At 43.6% G+C, this 20,461-nt stretch carries 11 protein-coding genes; 1 reads left to right on the top strand and 10 read right to left on the bottom strand.

The features are described from left to right. Window positions 1-82: 82 nt before the first annotated feature. The 3 genes from ACTWP7_RS11255 to gltB form a co-directional block, all read right to left on the bottom strand. A complete protein-coding gene (locus tag ACTWP7_RS11255; protein WP_443123255.1) occupies window positions 83-2,131 on the bottom strand; it encodes a catalase in 2,049 nt (682 codons plus the stop codon). 784 nt (window positions 2,132-2,915) lie between these two features. Further along, on the bottom strand, window positions 2,916-4,403 hold the full coding sequence (locus ACTWP7_RS11250) for a glutamate synthase subunit beta (protein ID WP_443123254.1): 1,488 nt from the start codon (window positions 4,401-4,403) through the stop codon (window positions 2,916-2,918). Between the two features lie 19 nt (window positions 4,404-4,422). After that, window positions 4,423-9,003, bottom strand: a complete 4,581-nt coding sequence (gene gltB / locus ACTWP7_RS11245) for a glutamate synthase large subunit (RefSeq protein WP_443123253.1) — start codon at window positions 9,001-9,003, stop codon at window positions 4,423-4,425. Window positions 9,004-9,383: 380 nt separating this feature from the next. On the opposite strand from gltB, the gene ACTWP7_RS11240 reads away from it, so the two are divergent. Continuing rightward, window positions 9,384-10,337, top strand: a complete 954-nt coding sequence (locus ACTWP7_RS11240) for a P1 family peptidase (RefSeq protein WP_443123252.1) — start codon at window positions 9,384-9,386, stop codon at window positions 10,335-10,337. A 65-nt stretch (window positions 10,338-10,402) separates the two neighbouring features. Here ACTWP7_RS11240 and ACTWP7_RS11235 read toward each other — a convergent pair whose 3' ends face one another. The 7 genes from ACTWP7_RS11235 to glgD all read right to left on the bottom strand — a co-directional run bounded on the left by ACTWP7_RS11235 (window position 10,403) and on the right by glgD (window position 20,461). After that, a complete protein-coding gene (locus ACTWP7_RS11235) occupies window positions 10,403-11,239 on the bottom strand; it encodes a YihY/virulence factor BrkB family protein (protein ID WP_443123251.1) in 837 nt (278 codons plus the stop codon). 113 nt (window positions 11,240-11,352) lie between these two features. Further along, window positions 11,353-12,639, bottom strand: coding sequence for an RNA polymerase factor sigma-54 (rpoN, locus tag ACTWP7_RS11230; RefSeq protein WP_443123250.1), 1,287 nt, complete (start codon window positions 12,637-12,639; stop codon window positions 11,353-11,355). Window positions 12,640-13,003: 364 nt separating this feature from the next. Next, window positions 13,004-13,378, bottom strand: coding sequence for a PH domain-containing protein (locus ACTWP7_RS11225; RefSeq protein ID WP_014645208.1), 375 nt, complete (start codon window positions 13,376-13,378; stop codon window positions 13,004-13,006). 16 nt (window positions 13,379-13,394) lie between these two features. After that, complete coding sequence (locus ACTWP7_RS11220) at window positions 13,395-15,314, bottom strand: glycoside hydrolase family 13 protein (RefSeq protein WP_443123249.1); 1,920 nt, start codon at window positions 15,312-15,314, stop codon at window positions 13,395-13,397. 19 nt (window positions 15,315-15,333) lie between these two features. Continuing rightward, a complete protein-coding gene (locus tag ACTWP7_RS11215; protein WP_443123276.1) occupies window positions 15,334-17,772 on the bottom strand; it encodes a glycogen/starch/alpha-glucan phosphorylase in 2,439 nt (812 codons plus the stop codon). 35 nt (window positions 17,773-17,807) lie between these two features. Further along, window positions 17,808-19,238, bottom strand: coding sequence for a glycogen synthase GlgA (glgA, locus tag ACTWP7_RS11210; RefSeq protein WP_443123248.1), 1,431 nt, complete (start codon window positions 19,236-19,238; stop codon window positions 17,808-17,810). A gap of 116 nt (window positions 19,239-19,354) precedes the next feature. Next, on the bottom strand, window positions 19,355-20,461 hold the full coding sequence (gene glgD, locus ACTWP7_RS11205) for a glucose-1-phosphate adenylyltransferase subunit GlgD (protein WP_443123247.1): 1,107 nt from the start codon (window positions 20,459-20,461) through the stop codon (window positions 19,355-19,357).

Raw genomic sequence — 20,461 nt, 5'->3', positions numbered from 1 at the left:
AAGTTAAAACAATCCATTCTACTTATTTTTATTATAGTAAAAAAAGACTGACCCAGCGGGGTCAGTCTTTTATATCTCCTTCTTATATCACCTGGCGGTCCCAGTGACGATGGGCCGCTACTGCTTCGGTGAATTTGCTTACAAATTCAACACCATTTTCTTCTGCCACAACGCCTGGTTCCTCTAACAATTCATTATCCTGCAATAGCTGGATTCCTTCATGCGTAGCACCAATTGGCTTGAAGTGTGTGAAGGCTTCGTTTAGATAATAAGATACTTTCTTCCTGAATGCCTTACTCTGCTCGCCGCCTCCTGCAACATAAACAGCATCCACCAGTACAGGATCAACTGTTGTAAACGTGTGGTCAACGGTTAGTTCCGTACCATCTGTGCCTTTCAAAGTACCCTGATGGGTGCTGATCACAACAGGAGAAATACCCTTATCGGTTAGTCCTTCTAGTACGTTCGTCACCTCCGTGCCAGCAAAGTTATCAGATACAATAACACCCACTACGCGTGTATCCGGTTTAAATACTGTATTTTGCTGACTTAGCGCTGGAGAAGATTTAGTTACATCGGACCCGCCATGTTCTGGTGGGGTGATTCCGATATTTTTGGCAACTTCTTGAACCAGATCAAGACTGACGTTTGAGAACATTTCAATCACTTGCTTTCTAACGGAATCACTTTCAAGTTTACCCAGTTCGAAACTGAAGGCTTGAATTAAATGCCCTTTCTCTGGTTCGCTCATACTATTCCAGAAAAGAGTTGCTTGAGAGAAGTGATCTTTAAAGCTGACACTTCTTGCGCGAATTTTGCGCCCTTCTACCTTCTCATGGTAATGCTCATAACCGCCTTCTTCTGGAGCTGCAGGCTCCGGCGTGTTTTGAGCCAGAGAGTTCTTGTGATAGCTGACCTGCCCTGTATTAATCGTCTGGCGGCCATATCCGTCTCTCTGATTATTAAAGAATGGGCAAACTGGACGGTTAATTGGAAGCTCATGGAAGTTTGGTCCTCCGAGTCGAATTAACTGAGTATCCGTATAGGAGAATAAACGGCCTTGCAGCAGGGGATCATTCGTGAAGTCAATGCCTGGTACGACATGACCTGGATGGAATGCCACCTGTTCCGTCTCAGCAAAAACATTATCGACGTTACGGTTTAATGTTAATTTACCGACGATTTCTACCGGTACATCTTCTTCCGGCCAAAGCTTCGTCGGATCGAGAACATCAAATTCGAATTTATCCTCATCTTCTTCTGGAATGACCTGTATCCCTAGTTCATATTCCGGGTAATCTCCATTTTCGATGGAACTGTACAGGTCTCCGCGATGGAAGTCTGCGTCTTTACCGGAAATCTTTTGGGCTTCGTCCCATACTAAGGAGTGAGTACCCAGCACCGGTTTCCAGTGGAATTTAACGAAATGAGATTTACCTTCCGCGTTAACCAAACGGAACGTATGTACTCCGAATCCTTCCATCATACGGAAGCTTCTAGGAATGGCACGATCAGACATGGCCCACATTACCATATGAGCGGATTCCTGATTGTTCGCTATGAAATCCCAGAATGTGTCATGAGCCGATGCTGCCTGAGGCATTTCATTATGGGGCTCAGGTTTTAAAGCGTGAACTAGATCAGGGAATTTAATGGCGTCCTGAATGAAAAATACAGGGATATTGTTACCCACTAGATCGTAGTTTCCTTCTTCCGTATAGAATTTAGTAGCGAAACCGCGAGCATCGCGTACCGTTTCAGAAGAACCGCGATTACCAGCTACTGTAGAAAATCTGGTGAATACAGGGGTTTTCTTAGATGTATCCGTTAGGAAATCTGCTTTTGTATATTTTTCAAGAGATTTATAGAGTTCAAACTCACCATGGGCGGCGAATCCTCTTGCGTGCACAACACGTTCTGGAATACGCTCGTGGTCAAAGTGTGTCATCTTTTCACGGAAGTGGAAATCTTCCATCAATGTTGGACCACGTTCTCCAGCTTTCAAAGAGAACTCGTCCTCTGACATTTTGAGACCCTGGTTTGTCGTAAGGTGCTTACCTGAATCGTCTCTGCGATAGTGCTCCAGCTGTTCGTCTTTACTTTGCTTATCTACCTTTTTCTTATCACTCATTAAGGTTCCTCCTTAAAATGATTATAAAAAAACATTTCTTATAAACTCCACATAACTAGTACCCCATCATCCGTCTGTTAAAACTTTCAAACTGAGATATTTTCTTCAATAAAGTCAATACACACAATGGCAGCGTTGTTATAAAAGGGTTATAGTATAGGGCCCGATTGTGGAAGACTCAAGTTCGAGATAATTTGAGTCCGTTTCGATATGAGGAGGGGGCTGGTGAGGAAATAACTCACTTTCCTATGGGGGAACGGTGAGCTTCCTCGCTCGTTTCACTCCCTGCGAATCTCACCTAGTTCCTTCTCCCATGGGAGTCTCGTCATTTCCCCACCAACCCAGCCGAGTAAGAATAACGGACGCTTTTATAAAAGAGAATGCTCTCCTTTTTAATCGGTCCTAAATGCTTTTATGACAGGCTATTTCAAACCGTTATAGCATAAAAATAGCTTCATGATCACATGCTTTTTTCTCATCAACTCTCGATGTCTTAGATGGTTTCGAGTTTCTGATTCGGCTAGGTCCGGAGGGGGATGATGAAGACTCCTGTGGGATAAACATGATCGGTGAGACCCCGGAGAGCTTTAGCTCGAGGAGGCTCAGCACATGCCCGCGGAAAGCGAAATCGTCCTCCGGAGGACCTTCCTCACAACCCAATACCTCGAAACTGAGTCTTCAAGTATTGGGAGCTTATCTGTGAAATATATATTTTGATTTATAAGATCCTTCTAAAAAAAAGAGATGCCTCTATGGTAAAGAGACATCTCTGATCATTTTAAAGTTATGGCAGTTGAGTGGAGCCCATCATAAATCGATCGCACTCACGCGCAACCTCGCGTCCTTCATTAATGGCCCAAACGATCAAACTCTGTCCGCGGCGCATATCACCGGCAGCAAATACACCTTCCACGTTGGTCGTGTACTTACCGTACTGAGCAGCTACGTTCGTTCTAACCGTCGTTTCGATTCCCAGCTTCTCAATCAAGTCCTGTTCTGGACCACTGAATCCAATGGCAAGCAAAACAAGATCGGCTGGCCAGACTTTTTCTGTGCCAGGTATTTCTGTCCTTACTTTATTGCCGTCATCGTCAAAGGACAAAGCCACATCGATGGTGTGAACCTCTTTTATTCTATTATTCTCATCCCCGACGAATTTCTTTGTCATTACGGCATAAGCACGCGGGTCATCACCGAATTTGGCTTCCGCTTCTTTTTGTCCATAACCTACTGTATGAATAATCGGATATTGAGGCCATGGGTTTACTTCGTTATCACGTTCTGACCCTTTTTTATCATAAATATCAAATTGGGTCAGAGTCTTGCATTCATGTCTGACGGAAGTAGAGATACAGTCTGTCCCTGTATCGCCACCGCCGATAACGATCACATTTTTATCTTTCGCACTAATGTAATTTTTATCTTCGTGGTTTGAATCCAGCAGACTCTTTGTATTTGCATAAAGGAAGTCCATAGCATAATGGATGCCTTTCAACCCGCGGCCATCCACTTCCAGATTCCTCGGAGTAGTTGCTCCGCCACATAGGATTACGGAATCATACTCTTCATTAAGACGGGACACCGGGTAGTCTCTTCCTACTTCTGTGTTCGTTTGAAAACGAATCCCTTCCTGTTTCAGGATGTTTACTCTTCGCTCCACGATTTCGTAAGGAAGCTTCATTTCAGGAATGCCATAAGTTAACAGTCCGCCTACACGGTCGCTACGTTCAAATACAGTAACCCAGTGCCCTGCCTTGTTAAGCTGGGCTGCTGCGGCCATACCTGCAGGGCCGGAACCTACAACAGCCACGCTTTTTCCTGTTCGTTTTTCTGGCGGCTCTGGTACTACCCAGCCTTCAGCAAATCCTTTTTCAATAATCGAACGCTCGACGGATCGAATAGCTACAGGTGGTTCATTTATACCCAGCACACAGGCCCCTTCACATGGAGCCGGGCAGGCGAATCCCGTAAATTCAGGGAAGTTGTTCATTTCATGCTCTTTCTTTAAAGCTTCTTTCCACTGGCCTCTGTAGACGAGATCGTTCCATTCAGGAATTAGATGATAAACCGGACAACCGGTGGTCATCCCTTTGATTTCCATCCCTGAATGACAAGTAGGTACGCCGCAATCCATGCAGCGCGCCCCTTGTTTTTGTGCTTCCTCGTCTGACATGGGTAAAGTATAATCTTCCCAATCTTTCGTTCTAGTTGCCGGATCACGCTCAGGTATCGACTGACGCTCATATTCCATGAATCCAGTAGACTTTCCCATCAGATCTCCCCCTCTGTTGTTATTTTACTGTTTCTACTGGCTTATTACTTTCTTCAAATGCGGTCATTTCAGCATCAAATTTCTCCATGCCTTCTTCTCTTAAACTTTGGATACGTTCTTGCATAGCAAGATAATCCGTCGGTATGACACGCACAAACTTGGAAACGAAGGCATCCCAATTATTCAAAATCCGCTGGGCATTTGTGCTATTGGTATAAGACATATGCTTCTCGATCATTTCATAGAGCTCTTGAATTTCCTTAGAGTCCGTCAGTTTTTGAGTATGAACGAGTTCGTGGTTGCATTTTGTCTCAAAAACTTCTTCGGTTTCGTCCAGCACGTAAGCGACTCCACCAGACATTCCGGCGGCGAAGTTGCGGCCCGTTCCCCCAAGAACGACCACTTTTCCACCAGTCATGTACTCACATGCATGGTCTCCTACTCCTTCAACGACTACTTCTGCTCCACTATTCCGCACGCAGAAACGCTCACCTGCAAGTCCATTTATATAGGCTTCTCCACCAGAAGCTCCATAGAATGAAACGTTCCCGATAATCGTGTTTTCTTCTGGAACGAAAGTAGATCTAGGAGATGGATGTACAATGATCTTACCTCCGGACAGTCCTTTTCCGACGTAATCATTGGCGTCCCCGACGAGTCTAAGCGTCATTCCTTTCGGGATAAAAGCACCGAAGCTCTGGCCGGCTGAGCCCTTAAAGGTCAGACGGATGGTGTCTTCCGGAAGACCTTCCGCTCCATATTTGCGGGTGATTTCACTTCCCAATATGGTTCCGGTAACCCGGTGAATATTTCGAATGGAACCTGTTCCTTCAACAGGCTCACCTGTTTCAATCGCTTTTTTACAAAGTGGAATCAGTTCTTCCACGTCGAGTGTTTTCTCAAGACCGTGGTCCTGTTTTCTAATCGCATAGCGTCCATAGTTATCAGGTACAACAGGCTGATAAAGAAGTGCTGATAAGTCGACACCTTTAGCTTTCCAGTGGTCAATCGCTTCGTTCGCCTGCAGCACATCGGTACGACCGATCATTTCATTAATCGTACGGAAACCAAGCTCCGCCATTAATTCTCTTGCTTCTTGCGCGATAAAACGCATGAAGTTCTCCAGGTGATCCGCTTCACCCGTGAATTTCTTCCGGAGCTCAGGATCCTGTGTCGCCACTCCTACTGGACATGTGTTCAGGTGGCATACACGCATCATGACGCAGCCTAATACGACAAGCGGGGCTGTAGAGAATCCATATTCTTCAGCTCCAAGCAAGGTCGCAACGACTACATCGCGCCCTGTCATCATTTTCCCGTCCGTTTCCACGACAATCCGGTCACGGAGACGGTCCAGTACAAGGGTCTGGTGCGTTTCGGCAAGGCCGATTTCCCACGGGAGACCTGTATGTTTAATACTTGTTCGCGGAGCCGCTCCGGTTCCCCCGTCATAGCCGCTGATTAGAACCAGGTCCGCCCGGCCTTTAGCAACACCGGCTGCAATCGTACCTACACCAACCGCTGAAACAAGCTTCACACTTACGCGTGCTTTAGGGTTCGCGTTCTTCAAATTGTAGATCAATTCTGCAAGGTCCTCGATTGAATAAATGTCATGGTGCGGCGGAGGTGAGATCAACTCAACACCAGGTGTAGATCCGCGTACTTCTGCAATCCACGGATACACTTTTTTACCAGGAAGGTGTCCGCCTTCTCCCGGTTTTGCACCTTGAGCTATTTTTATTTGAATTTCATCTGCGTTAACTAAATAGTGACTCGTTACTCCGAAGCGTCCGGAAGCTACCTGCTTGATGGAGCTTCGGCGGGTGTCACCGTTATCGTCAGGAGTAAAACGATCCGGATCTTCTCCGCCCTCTCCCGTGTTACTGCTTCCGCCGACACGGTTCATAGCGATGGCTAACGCCTCATGCGCCTCCTGACTGATCGAACCATAAGACATGGCACCTGTTTTGAAACGGCTGCAAATATCTTCTACAGATTCAACTTCCTCAATTGGCACCGATGGACGACTCTTAAAGGACAACAAGCCTCGAAGTGACTGAAGATTATTCTTCTCATCTGTCAGCATGTTGGAATATTGTTTGAAAAGATCATAGTCATTGCTTCGGCAAGCGTGCTGGAGTGTAGCAATCGTCTGCGGATTATACTGATGATCCTCTCCGTTTTCACGGTACTGGAATTCATCTCCCGCTTCTAACTTACGGTTGCCTCCACGATTTTCTGTATAAGCTTTCTCATGTCTCATTAATACTTCTTTTTCAATAATATCCAACCCAATTCCGCCAAGACGGGACGCTGTACGCGTAAAGTATTTATCGACTACATCCTTTTGGATACCGACAGCTTCGAAAATTTGAGCACCGCGGTAACTTTGAATCGTGGATATACCCATTTTCGAAAGGACTTTAATAATTCCGTCTGTTGCGGATTTAACGTATGTTTGTACCGCAGCTTCATAGGAGTCTACCTGTATATCACCGCGGTCTACAAGGTCGCGGATGGTGTCATAGGCCAAATAAGGATTGATCCCTTCAGCTCCATAGCCTAATAAAGCGGCATGGTGGTGAACTTCTCTAGGTTCCCCGGATTCGATTAACAGACTGACTTTCGTCCTCGTTCCTTGACGGATTAAGTGATGGTGAAGACCGGACACAGCTAAAAGAGCAGGAATAGCGGCTTCCCCTGCATTAACGCCTCTGTCAGACAGGATGAGGAGAGTCGTCCCTTCTTCTACAGCTTGATCAGCCTCTTCAAACAAACGATCCAGGGCCCGCTCCATCTTGTTTTCTTTTGCTTCAAATAAGATGGATAAAGTGCGAGCTTCAAATCCTTTTAATGACTGCTGACGCAGCTGTTCCAGTTGACGGTTCGTTAACACGGGAGTTTCCAGCCTGATCTGGCGGCAGCTGTCCGGTTTCGGTTCTACTAAATTCCCTTCAGCTCCGATCGTGGTTTCTACCATTGTAATTAATTTCTCACGAATGGCGTCAATCGGCGGGTTGGTCACCTGTGCAAACAGTTGTTTAAAATAGCTGTATAACAGCTGTGGTTTTTTAGATAGAACAGCAAGCGGGGAGTCATATCCCATAGAACCTACAGGATCCTTCTGACTGGATACTAAAGGAACAATAATTTTATTTAATTCTTCTGTTGTGTATCCAAAAGCGAGCTGCTGATCGATTAATGGATTTACTGGACGGTGCTCTTCCGTTGGTTCCGGTAAATCTTCCAAATCATACTTATGGTTGTCAATCCAATCCTGATAAGGATGTTCCCTGGCAGTTTGGAGTTTGATTTCTTCATCCGGAATAATTTTGCCTTCTTCTAAGTCCACGAGGAGCATCTTTCCTGGGTGGAGACGATCTTTATACAAAATATCGTCCGCAAAGATATCCAGAGCCCCTACCTCTGAACCAAGCACAATCATTCCGTCTTTTGTGACGTAGTATCTTGCCGGTCTTAAACCATTCCGGTCCAAACAAGCACCAATTTGCTTTCCATTGGTGTAAGCAAGGGCTGCCGGGCCGTCCCATGGCTCCATTAACGTACTATGGTATTCATAAAAGCTCTTCTTATCTTCATGGATGGTATCGTCATTTGCCCATGGCTCAGGAACCATCATCATGGCTGTATGAGCAAGGGAGCGTCCTGATAAATAAAGAAATTCAAAAGCATTATCAAACATAGAAGAGTCACTGCCCTCTGAGTCAATGATCGGCAGAATCTTCTGGAGGTCCTCTTCACTGAAATACTCAGAACTGCAAAGCTCCTGACGAGCTCTCATCCAGTTAACGTTACCTCTTAATGTATTAAACTCCCCGTTGTGAATGGTAAATCGGTTCGGGTGTGAACGTTTCCAACTCGGGAATGTATTCGTACTAAAACGGGAATGGACTAAAGCCAGAGCCGTTTTAAAGTCGGGGTGGTTCAAATCTATATAGAAGGAATCCAACTGTTCTGGAATCAGCATCCCTTTATAAACAATCGTATTGGAAGACAGACTGCTCATATAGAAATCGTCGTAGCCTTCTTTACCAGCTATCTCAATTTCCGCACGCTTTCTAATAATGTACAAGCGGCGCTCCAGGTCCATTTGCGTCTTGATATTTTCTGAAGGCGCAACAAATCCCTGGCGGATGAATGGTTTCGTCTTCTTAGCATCGTCCCCCACAAATGAATCATTGATTGGTACAGTACGCCAGCCTAAGAAGGTTTGTCCTTCCTCTTCCACAATTCTTTCGAAGATGCGCTTGCATTCCATTCGAGTATCGTGATCTTCTGGAAGGAAGAACATCCCAATTCCATACTCTCCCGGTTCCGGTAGTTCAATATCTTCTTTCTCACACTGCTTTTTAAAGAAGTAATGAGGGATCTGGGTTAGAATTCCCGCTCCATCACCAGTACTGATATCAGCGGATTGTCCTCCGCGGTGTTCCAGGTTACAAAGTATAGTAATCGCATTTTCAACAATGCTGTGACTTTTCGTTCCATCAATATTCGCAATCATGCCTATGCCACAAGCTTCATGTTCATTCTCAGGATGATAAAGGCCCTGCGGTACAGGGTAGCCGTTTTTTTGCATATTCATTCCCCCTAGCGGACTTATTCTTGTAGGTCAAAAGTAGAAATTAAAAAATTCTGTCTTTTTAGTTTCTTACAAGTATATCATGAAAAATTAGATGATTCACGCTTTCGTGACAGTATTTGCGTATATTTTCACAAAAATGAAACCATTCAAAATATGCTTGAACACATTCATTTAGATAGTGTAAGCGCAATCATAAACCTTTGTATTTCTTGAAAAATTTTCTTAATTTTTTTACGATCATCACCTTTTTATTGTCTTATTGAACAAGAATTTTGTATATATACACCTCTCACCGGATGAATATACACTTTAAAAAATAAAGGAGTTTCACGATGTTTTTTCGAAAGCAGTAAAAAGAGAAAGGAGACGTTACAATGAGCCAGCTGAGAATAAGAGATTTTGGAATTGATATAGGAACACTAAGTACCGGAAGACGTAACGCCATCACGGATGTAGAAGGAGTCCGGGTAGGACATTGCACATTAAGTGAAGGAAGTACTCAAACAGGAGTTACAGCCATCCTGCCGCATGAGGGGAATATTTTTAAAGAAAAATTGATAGCATCCAACTACATTATCAACGGGTTCGGAAAAACGATGGGAACGGTTCAAATGAATGAATTAGGGACCCTGGAAACTCCGATTCTTCTGACTAGTACATTGGGTATAGGGACGGCCTCAGAGGCATTGATTGAATACATGCTCGAACGAAACCCCGAGATTGGGCGATCGACGGGAAGTGTGAACCCTGTGGTGGGAGAATGCAATGACATGATCTTAAATGATATTAGAGACCTATCCATAGAAAAGGAGCATGTGATCCAGGCACTGGAAGATGCATCCTTCGAATTTCCTGAAGGAAGCGTGGGAGCCGGAAGAGGCATGGTTTGTTATTCCTTAAAAGGAGGTGTGGGTTCTTCTTCCCGTCTGGTTGAACTCCATCACGGCACCTACACGATCGGGGTCCTCGTTCTCACTAACTTTGGACGTATGGGTGATCTGCTAGTGAATGGCAAGCCTGTAGGGGAGCAGTTGAGCCGGCATGTCGAAGTTTCAAATGAGGCTGACAAAGGCTCGGTGATGGTGGTGGTGGCTACGGATCTTCCTGTTTCTGAAAGGCAATTATATCGTATTATTAAACGTTCGGTCACCGGTCTCTCACGTACAGGATCCCTGATTACGACTGAGGAGGCTTGCCAGTTCCCCCGCAGGAAAGCGAGTTGTTTCCGCAGCCAGCCCCTCTCTATATCAGCAACTGACCTAAGATATCTCGAAATCGAGTCTTCAACTACTCGGCCCCTATTGTTTAATAAGCTTCTTACGTACTAACAACATTAAAATTAACAAGACCAGCAAAAAAGACCAGTTCCTTTGAGTGGACTGGTCTTTTTTGTTTATGCAGCTTTGCGGTTGTGATCATCACGACGACGGTGATAAATCACATTAATTTCAGCACCGACCATTAAGATAATACCGGTTAAGAAGAACCACAGCATTAAAATAATGATACCTCCGAGACTTCCATACGTAGCTGAATAGTTGGCGAAATTACTAACATAGAAAGAAAACGCAAGAGAGATAATCTGCCATAAAGCAGCCGTAATAATGGCTCCAGGAAGAATATGCTTAAATGGTATGTTTTTGTTCGGGGCAAAATGATATAAAGCCATTAAAATTGCTCCAATAACTAATACACTAATCACCCATCTCAATAATTGAAAGATAATAACCGTCTGGCTTGGCAGGTTAAATGTATTATTCATAAAGTTGATTAACACATCGCCAAAAACAGGAAGAACGAGCGCAACTACAATGGCTAAAATCATACCAAGCGTTAATACGATGGATAACAACCTTACTTTAATAAAAGAACGAGTTTCTTCTACATTGTAAGCCTGGTTAGCCGACTGGATAAACGCATTTACTCCATTGGAAGCCGACCACAACGTACCGAGAATACCAACCGTTAAGAGCCCGCCTTTAGGCTGCTCGACAATACTGATAATATTTTCACGAAATACTTCTGCCGTGTCACTAGGAATAACCTTACCAAGAGCATTAATGGCGGTTTCTGCTTCTATGTTCATATAAGGAAGAATCGAGAGCAGTAAAATAATCATAGGAACTATAGCAAGTAAGTAATAATAGGCCTGGGCAGCACCCAATATCGGAATATTATCTTTTTGAAACTCATGGACGAGTTCTTTTACGTAACTGACTAACTTTTTCATAAAAAAATAACCCTCCTGTCTAACCATCCTTTTAGTATCCTTTCCCCTTTCTGGAAGATTATTAACCTTATAAATTCAGGATAAGGGTGAAAATGGAAGATTAGAAGAAGGATTTACTCTTTCCTTTTGGAAGAAGACAGAATTCCCATCGCTTCTCGGTATTTAGCTACCGTTCTCCTGGAAATCATGATCTCACTATCGTTTTTAAGTTGATCAGCCAATTTCTGATCAGACACCGGCCGTTTTTTATCTTCTTCATCAATAAGACCTTTTATGAGTGATTTAACGTGACTTGCCGACACCGTATCTTCTTGATCTTTGCTAAGCGCAGAACTAAAGAAAAATTTAAGCTCGTACACGCCTAGTGGTGTTTGAATCGCTTTATTAGCTACGGCACGGCTCACGGTTGACTCGTGCATGTTAATTTTCTCTGCGACTTCCTTAAGTGTCATGGGCCGTAGAGATCCGCCCTCTAAAAAAGTGGTCTGTTTTTCAATAATGACTTCGGCCACTTTCAGGATGGTTTCCTTTCTTTGCTCCAAACTTCTGATCAGCCAGGATGCTTGTTTATAACAATTATCTACATAAGGTTGAGCCTGGGGGGAACCAACGGATAAATCCGCAATGGAAGGATCCATTCTGACCGAAGAGGCAATTGATGGGATGTAGGTCAGTTTAAACGCCCCCTGCTCTTTCTTTACCATTAAATCCGGAGTTAAATAGGAGGTTGTCTCTCCATAAATTCCGGTTAATGGATGGGGCTGCAGCGTTTTTAGTACAGCAAAAACACTCTGGATCCGACCGGTAGAAACACCGGCTTGTTTCGCAATCTTGCTCCACCGCCTCTCAGCCAGGTCGTTCAGATGATTGGAAACGACGTCATACATCCACTGGTCTTCCGGGTACTTCTTGTTTAATTGGTAGAGGAGATATTCCTGCATCGTAAAGCATCCTAAACCACAGGGTTCTAACTTCTTGATAAGCTGAAGAGCCTGCTCTATTTTCTCCTTGGAAAAGGATAGATGGCCTGCAATTTCTTCAATTGTTATTCGAAGATAGCCTTGTTCATCTAAATTGAGCAGTAAGAAACGGCTGATTTCTTTTAAATCTTCTTCTACCTCCAGCCAGTTAACTTGATCTACCAGCTTTTCTCTCCACCCTTTTTCGTAGGCAGCAAAGTATTCCACCGGATTAGAAGGCATCGTTTTATTGATTTTACTACCTGTACTGTTTGGGGCTGCCGGTACTTCATCTATAGTAAGAACGGGGTTTTCTAAAGCCTGCTCCTCTAAATATTCCCACAAATCGGTGGTAGAGTACTGCAGTAAGGAAATGGCTTGACGTATCTCGGGGGTCATTACTAATCCAACGGTCTGAGTCTGGGTCAAATTAAGGTTCACACCAATATCCTCCTCGATATGATAACGCTTTCAAGTTTATAAGTCTTTCTTTTTATATTGCAGGAAATTACAAGAATTTTCAAGAAGGGACAAGACAAATAAAGATCGATAGTCTGTAAAGTGCCAGTTTGATTATTTAATAAACATTCGCGATTTTGTAAGGATCGGTTTCGGCCATGCACGAATGCAGGGTCGTTCTGCATTGCCACAGGACATGGTATTACTAGTTGAATTTTTACCCCTCAGAGCTTTCCCCTTCTTTAGTAACATCAGCAACGACGTTTAACATAGCCAAATAAAAAAGCCGGTACATGGGTACCGGCAAAAAATAATTCTTTACAAATGTTCCACGTGAAACAATTCATTAAAGAACGTGGGAAGCTAACGTTTTCTGTACATCTTCAATCGGGCTGTTCTTTTTGAAAAGCTTCCCGATCGGTTCACTAGATCCTGAAATCCAAATTTTCAATTCTGAATCTAAGTCAAAACTTCCAGCCGTTTCTACGCTGAAGTGCGTAATACTTTTATAAGGGATGGAGTGGTATTCTACTTTCTTTCCTGTCATTCCCTGCTTATCTACGAGCAGCAAGCGTCTATCAGTAAAAACAAATAAGTCCCGAAGTACTTTAAAGCCGCTTTCAATTTCTTCATAGTCTACTAGAATATCATCCAGCTGTTCTTCCAGCTTTTCAATATTCGCTTCACTCGCATTTCCCATTAATTCATCGAAAAAACCCATCGTATATACTCCTCTCTTACTGCATAAATCTCAGCAGAATACATTCGCTGGGATTTAATTCAATAGAAAGATTTCCTTTCTTTGAACTGAAGATGCGCTTTTTATTTTGCAGAGCCTGCCATTTTCCTTTTCGGATCGGAATATGGGCGGTTCGCTTCTCTGTAATATTACGGTTAAATAGATAGACCATATGTTCATCATGCGCCTCATGTCCAAAAGCATCTACTCCATTGTCAATCCATCTTTCAAAGCCGAATAGATCTTCATGCAGATCATGCGGTTTCCAGTGACCGGTCCGCAGCACAGGGTGTTCTTTGCGCCATTTTCCAATTTGTTTATACCATTTCAGCAAATCCCGCTCCTCGTTGCCCCATGGATAGGGCTTACGGTTATCCGGGTCAGCTCCCCCGTCAACTCCAGCTTCATCTCCGTAATAGAGGGAAGGAATTCCGGGAAATGTATACAGCCATAAGCTCAGGCCTTTTACCTGCGCCCGGTTAATGTTTACCCGGTGCTCCTCATCCATATCGTCCGGCAGGTAGTCGTGCAGCATCGTGATAATACGCTCCACATCATGACTCGAGAGCATGTTCATTAACGCGTAAAAATATTGCTGTGGATAGTGTTCATTGAGTGTGGTCAGCCGACGGTTCACAAAGAACGCATCTACATCGCCTTTCATAAAGTCGAGCATAATTCTTCGAAGTGGGTAGTTCATCACCGAGTCAAGTACGCCACCAAGAAAATAATCTCTGCGGTTTCCATACGAACTTTTATTCGAAGCGTCTTCCCATACTTCCCCTAGAAGAACGCTTGATTTGTCCTCTTTTTTCAATTGCTGGTAAAGCTTCTTAATCAGATCGTCCGTCAGCTCATCGGCGACGTCCAGACGCCAGTGCTTTACCCCTGACCTTTGCCACGACTGGATGACACTGTTTTCATCATCGACTAAAAAGCGTTGGTAGTCTTCATTTTCTTTATTGAGCGTTGGAAGTGTTCCTACTCCCCACCAGGCGTCATAGTCATCTGGATAGTGATGGAACGTGTACCAGGTATAATACGGAGATTCCTTAGATTGATAGGCTCCTAAAGAGTCATATTGATTTTCCCTATTAAAATAAATACTGTTACTGCCTGTATGGCTGAAAACACCGTCGAGCATGATTTCGATGCCCCGGTCAGCGGCTTCCTTAATTAACTGCTCAAATTCCTCTTTGGTTCCGAGCAGGCGATCAATTTTATGATAATCACCGGTGTCATACCGGTGGTTACTTTCAGCTTCAAAGATCGGATTTAAATAGATAACGGTAACTCCAAGAGAAGCAATATAGTCTAACTTTTCCTGAATTCCCTGCAAGTTGCCTCCGAAAAAGTCCCAGCGTACAACCTCTCCTCGTTCATTTCGAATATAGAAAGGATCATTTTCCCAATGAGCATGAATTAAGCTTGTTTTGGGAGCCTTTTTGGAATCTATTTCTCCTCCCGCAAAGAATCGGTCCGGGAAGATTTGGTACATCGTGGCGTTTTTCCACCAGTCAGGTGTCTCGTACTCGGGATTGTAAACCGTAATCTGCCAGGAAGGCGGAACATGGTCATATATGGTTCCTTCTCCGCTTTCAAAGATATTCTCACGACCGTAAAACAAGGTATGGTCCGTCAGTATAATTTCGAAAAAGTACCAGATTAACTGAGGTTCATCCGGCATCGTAATCGACGTTTCATACGAATCGAACTGATGCTCCTCGCTGTACAGATCCATCTTTTTCGTTTTTTCTGTATCGGTTTTATCAAGAATGTAATGAAGAATAACATGAGACACTTCAAACCGATTGTGAATATCAATGGATAATGATACTTTGGAACCTTTTGGTGCAGCACCAAAAGGTTCTCTATAGACTAAGTCAAAACTATTATGATAGATGTCCTTGTGTTTCACATAAATTCCCCCTAAGACCTCACTTTAACATTCGTGTGCGCTGGATCTGCCAAATATCAGTTGCGTACTCCTGGATCGTTCGATCACTGGAGAACTTTCCGGATTTCGCAATGTTGATTAGACTCTTCTTGTTCCATTCCCGCTGATTCAGAAAATCCCGGCTCACTTTTTGTTGAGTAAAGAGATAGCTGGCAAAATCTTTTAGTACAAAGAACTCATCGTTGTAGGTAAGCAGTGCGTCATAGATTTCCTGGAAGTCGGTTTCTCCCTTTGAAAAAGGACTATAGTGCACCAGCTGGTCTAAGGTGTGTCTTACTCTTGAGTCATTTTCATAAATTTCTCTAGAGGAATAGCTTCCATTACGGTAATACTCTAATACTTCTTCTGAACTCATTCCGAATGTATAGATATTATCGTCTCCGACCAGATCATGGATTTCCACATTCGCTCCATCCATGGTTCCAACCGTTAACGCTCCGTTCATCATGAACTTCATGTTTCCTGTTCCGGAAGCTTCCTTACTGGCCGTTGAAATTTGTTCACTCACATTACTGGCTGGAATGACGCGCTCAGCAATCGATACGGAATAGTTAGGTAAAAAGACTACTTTAATTTTATCTTTCACGTCACGGTCATTGTTGACGACATGCGCGATTCGATTAATCAGCTGAATCACCTTTTTAGCAAAATGGTAGCTCGAGGCTGCCTTAGCCCCAAAGAAAAAGGTTCTAGGTACAATATCCAACGTAGGATCGTATTTAATCTCATTGTACAAATGCATAATGTGGAGTGCGTTCAGCAGCTGGCGTTTATAGCCATGAAGCCTTTTAATGTGGACGTCAAATATCGAGGCGGGATCTACGGCGATCCCCTGAGTCTCTTGAACCCAGTCAACTAGTTTTTGTTTATTTTCCTGTTTAATATCATGTAAACGATCTAAGAATGAGTGATCTTCCTGTTTATTCAACAGATCTTCTAATCGTTTAGGCTGCTCCATCCAGCTGTCGCCAATGGCTTCCGTGATGGCAGAACTCAAAGGTTTATTGGCGTGCATCAGCCATCTTCTGTGAGTGATGCCGTTCGTCTTATTATTGAAGCGTTCAGGAAAGGTGTCATAAAACCGCTTCATTTCCCGTTTCTTTAAAATTTCTGTGTGGAGTTTCGCTACTCCGTTGACACTATGACTGCCCACAATAGATAAATGAGCCATTTTCACTTGCCCGTCAGCCACGATGGCAAGATCAGCAATCCTGTCAAAATCTCCAGGGTACGTACGCCATAGATCCTGGCAAAAACGCTCATTAATCTCATCGATAATCATAAAAATGCGGGGAAGGAGAGAGCGGACCATATCTACAGGCCATGCCTCCAGGGCTTCACTGAGTGTTGTATGGTTCGTATAAGAAACTGATGATTGCGTAAGATCCCAGGCTTCTTCCCACCCTAAACCTTTTTCATCCATTAAGATGCGCATTAATTCAGGAATGACAAGGGCAGGATGTGTATCGTTGATATGAAGAGCAGCTTTATCTGGGAAAGATGTCCAAGGCAGATCCAGACGTTCAAACGAGCGTATGACAGACTGAACCCCTGCAGACACCAGGAAGTATTCCTGCTTCAGTCGCAGTCTCTTTCCTTCATCCGTCGAATCGTCCGGGTACAGGAAGGAAGAAATAGACTCAAGCTCCCGTTTATAGTCTAAAAAGGAAGCAGAATTATTTTCGATTTCGGCTTTTCTTAACGTGTTCTCCACGATTGGCTCGGCCGACCATAGTCGCAGCGTATTAACTGTATCATTGTTATAGCCTGCGATCGGAACATCATAAGGTACCGCCTGAACCTGTTCATAATTTTTATATTCAAAGTGAAGAGGACCCGATTCATTTTTTACCGCTTCCACGTTACCGCCAAACCGGACTTCCACCGCTTCTTCAGGGCGACGGACTTCCCATATAAAATCCTGGGACAGCCAGTGATCTGGAAGTTCAACCTGCTGGCCGTCAATAATATGCTGCTCGAACATTCCATATCTGTACCGGATCCCATATCCATGACCAGCTAATTCCATGGAGGCCAGTGAATCTAAGAAGCAAGCTGCCAACCGGCCTAATCCGCCATTTCCAAGCCCCGCATCATGTTCCTTCTCCTCAAGACTGGTCAGATTCAGACCTAAATCGTCGAGTCCTTCTTCTACGAGAGATAACATCTTCAGATTAAGTAAATTATTTCCGAGCAGACGCCCCATTAAAAACTCCATAGAAAAGTAATAGACCTGCTTATTCTTATTGGTCCTGTAATCCTCATTCGTTTTAACCCAATTTCTACTGATTCTTTCCTGAACTAATGCACCTAAGGCTTTGTAGGCATCGCGCTCTGTGGCTTCTTCTGCCTTTTTCCCAAGCTTTGTCTCAAGCTTTGCTTTAAACGCTTCCTTAAACTCTTCTTTATCGCTGAACATTAAAGTCACCTTATCGTCTCCTCTCATCCCGCCTGCTACTGGATCATAGATTTATACAAATCCAAGTACTCATTAGCAGAGGTCTCCCATGTGAACTTGCTCTTGCTAATATTATTGACTAATTTCTCCCAAGAAACAGGGTCATGATAGATTTCGATGGCTCTTCTGATCGTATAAAGCATGTCGTGGGCGTTGTAATTCTCAAAGGTAAAGCCATTCCCTTCTCCCGTATCCTCTACAAAAGGATGCACCGTATCCGCTAAACCGCCTGTCTCCCGGACAATAGGAGCAGTCAGATAACGTAATGCGATTAATTGCCCGATACCGCACGGCTCAAATCTTGACGGCATTAAGAACATGTCGCTTGCCGCATAAATCTGACGGGAAAGAGGTTCCGAAAATGTAATATTGGCAGACATTTTGTCAGGGTGCCGATCCTGGGCCCATTGAAACATCTCCTCATATTCATGTTCTCCAGTACCCAGTAATACGATTTGTACATCCTCTTCGGACAGTAAATCGTCAATCACGCGGCCGATGAGATCGAATCCTTTTTGTTCAACCAATCTGGAAACGATGCCAATCATAGGCACCTCCTGCCTGACTGGTAAACCTAACTGCTCCTGAAGCCATAACTTGTTCTGATTTTTTTGAATCAATGAACTGCGAAAAGGAAAAGCAAGAGCTTCGTCATTCATAGGGTTATAATTTTCTTCATTAATTCCATTGACTATACCGACTAATTCATTGGAACGCTTTCTTAATACTCCGTCTAGGTTTTCCCCGAAATAGGGCGTTTGAATCTCTTTTGCATAAGTTTCACTAACGGTTGTAATAAAATCTGCGAAATTCAGTGCGCCTTTCATAAAATTGACATCACCGTAAAATTCGAACGTGTCTTCTGTCATCATATTCTCATCATAGTCCATTAAGTCATGGGCAACTGAACGGGCAAAAACTCCCTGGTATTTCAGGTTATGGATGGTAAAGACCGTTTTCATTCCCTGAAACTTTTCCACATCCTTATAGTGGGTATGTAACAAGGCAGGAATCAGTCCGCTTTGCCAGTCGTGGCAGTGCAGAACGTCAGGACGCCAGTCCAGCGCGTTTACCATTTCCATGATCGCGCGATTGAAAAAGACAAATCGTTCGGCCTCGTCATCATATCCATACAAGTTCGAACGTTTAAAATAGTATTCATTATCAATAAAATATACAGGTACACCTTCGTATTCTATATATTCCACGCCTGCATATTGGTTCCGCCAGCCCATTTGAACATTCAATTCGTCCAGATGAGTCAGCTGCATTTTCCAATGGTCGTCCATATTCTCATACTTCGGCAGGACAACTCTTACATCTGTCCCTTGTTCTCTCAAGGATTGAGGCAGAGATCCTAATACATCCGCCAGTCCCCCTGTTTTTATAAATGGTGTGCATTCAGACCCAATCATCAATATGTTCATTGTGGTTCACTCCTTTATGTGTTCACTACCTCACTTATTATGACCGATAAACTTGCAATGATGATGAAAAAGGGCTGTCAGAATGAATTGGTTCAGACAGCCCTTTTTATAAAATTTTACATTGTTTTTCGTTTAGGTAAAACAAATGGTTTTTCTGGGGCACCAATTAGTGTGCGGCTTTCGGAAATGCTGCAATCTTTATCCAGAATGACATTTTCCAGGACCGCATTACTTTCAATTTCACAACGCTGCATAATGATCGAGTTTTTAATGACGGCACCTTCGCCCACCTTAACGCCACGGAACAGAATACTATCTTCCACATGGCCTTCTATAATACAGCCATTGGCTACTAAAGTATTATTAACATTGGAAGAAGCAGCATACTTAGCAGGTGCTTCATTCTTAACTTTCGTTAAGACAGGGGATTCATCTCTAAATAATTCGTCGCGCTGCTCAACATCAAGCAGCTTGGCACTGGCACGGTAATAACTCTCCACAGAATTCACGAGAGCATGTACTCCCTCATATTCATACGCATGGACGTGAAGATCCGGAATCTTGGCTTTAATGCCATCAAGGAAGAAGTGCGAGCACCCATGGGCAATACACTCTTCCACCAATTCATACAAATAATCTTTTTTAATGAGATACATATCCATATAAACATTTGTATTCCCATGATCATTGTTAATGGAAGTTACCCGGCCTTCTTCATCCACATCCAGTTTATGGGCCATTTGATGCTCGGGATAAAGCTCATCCACTTTTTTATAAATAACGGTAACATCAGCGTTTACATCTTTATGCTCTTTAAGCACATCCTGGAAATTGATGTTGCAAATGTGCTGGGAACCCGAGACTAGAATATAGTCAGCAAGTGTACGCCTTAGGAAATCTATATTGTTATGAAAATGCTGCAGATCTCCCCTGGAAATATCAGTTGGATCATTCCAGTCCGGCGGAAGAATGAAAAGACCTCCGCGTTTACGGTCAAGATCCCAGGCTTTGCCCTGTTCGAGGTGGTCCATAAGAGATCTGTACTTGCGACGGGCGAATACGGCAACGGATTCAATGCGCGAATTCGTCATGTTGGAAATCGTAAAATCAATCATTCGGTAACGTCCGGCAAATGGAACCGCAGCTCCGCACCGGAAGTAGGTTAGTTCATCCAATAAATCTTGTTCATGATCCAAGTTTATAATTCCTGCTATTTGATCCAT

This window comes from Halobacillus sp. B29 (assembly GCF_052246755.1).
Taxonomy (GTDB): Bacteria; Bacillota; Bacilli; order Bacillales; family Halobacillaceae; genus Halobacillus; species Halobacillus halophilus.
The sequence above is the reverse complement of the archived record's forward strand: the minus strand, read 5'-3'. Positions and strand labels throughout refer to the sequence as shown.

Excerpts from the sequence above, each read along its gene's own strand:
- ACTWP7_RS11255 (WP_443123255.1), bottom strand. The coding sequence starts at position 2,131 with ATGAGTGATAAGAAAAAGGTAGATAAGCAAAGTAAAGACGAACAGCTG.
- ACTWP7_RS11250 (WP_443123254.1), bottom strand. The coding sequence starts at position 4,403 with ATGGGAAAGTCTACTGGATTCATGGAATATGAGCGTCAGTCGATACCT.
- gltB (WP_443123253.1), bottom strand. The coding sequence starts at position 9,003 with ATGCAAAAAAACGGCTACCCTGTACCGCAGGGCCTTTATCATCCTGAG.
- ACTWP7_RS11240 (WP_443123252.1), top strand. The coding sequence starts at position 9,384 with ATGAGCCAGCTGAGAATAAGAGATTTTGGAATTGATATAGGAACACTA.
- ACTWP7_RS11235 (WP_443123251.1), bottom strand. The coding sequence starts at position 11,239 with ATGAAAAAGTTAGTCAGTTACGTAAAAGAACTCGTCCATGAGTTTCAA.
- ACTWP7_RS11225 (WP_014645208.1), bottom strand. The coding sequence starts at position 13,378 with ATGGGTTTTTTCGATGAATTAATGGGAAATGCGAGTGAAGCGAATATT.
- ACTWP7_RS11215 (WP_443123276.1), bottom strand. The coding sequence starts at position 17,772 with ATGTTCAGCGATAAAGAAGAGTTTAAGGAAGCGTTTAAAGCAAAGCTT.
- glgA (WP_443123248.1), bottom strand. The coding sequence starts at position 19,238 with ATGAACATATTGATGATTGGGTCTGAATGCACACCATTTATAAAAACA.
- glgD (WP_443123247.1), bottom strand. The coding sequence starts at position 20,461 with ATGGATCAAATAGCAGGAATTATAAACTTGGATCATGAACAAGATTTA.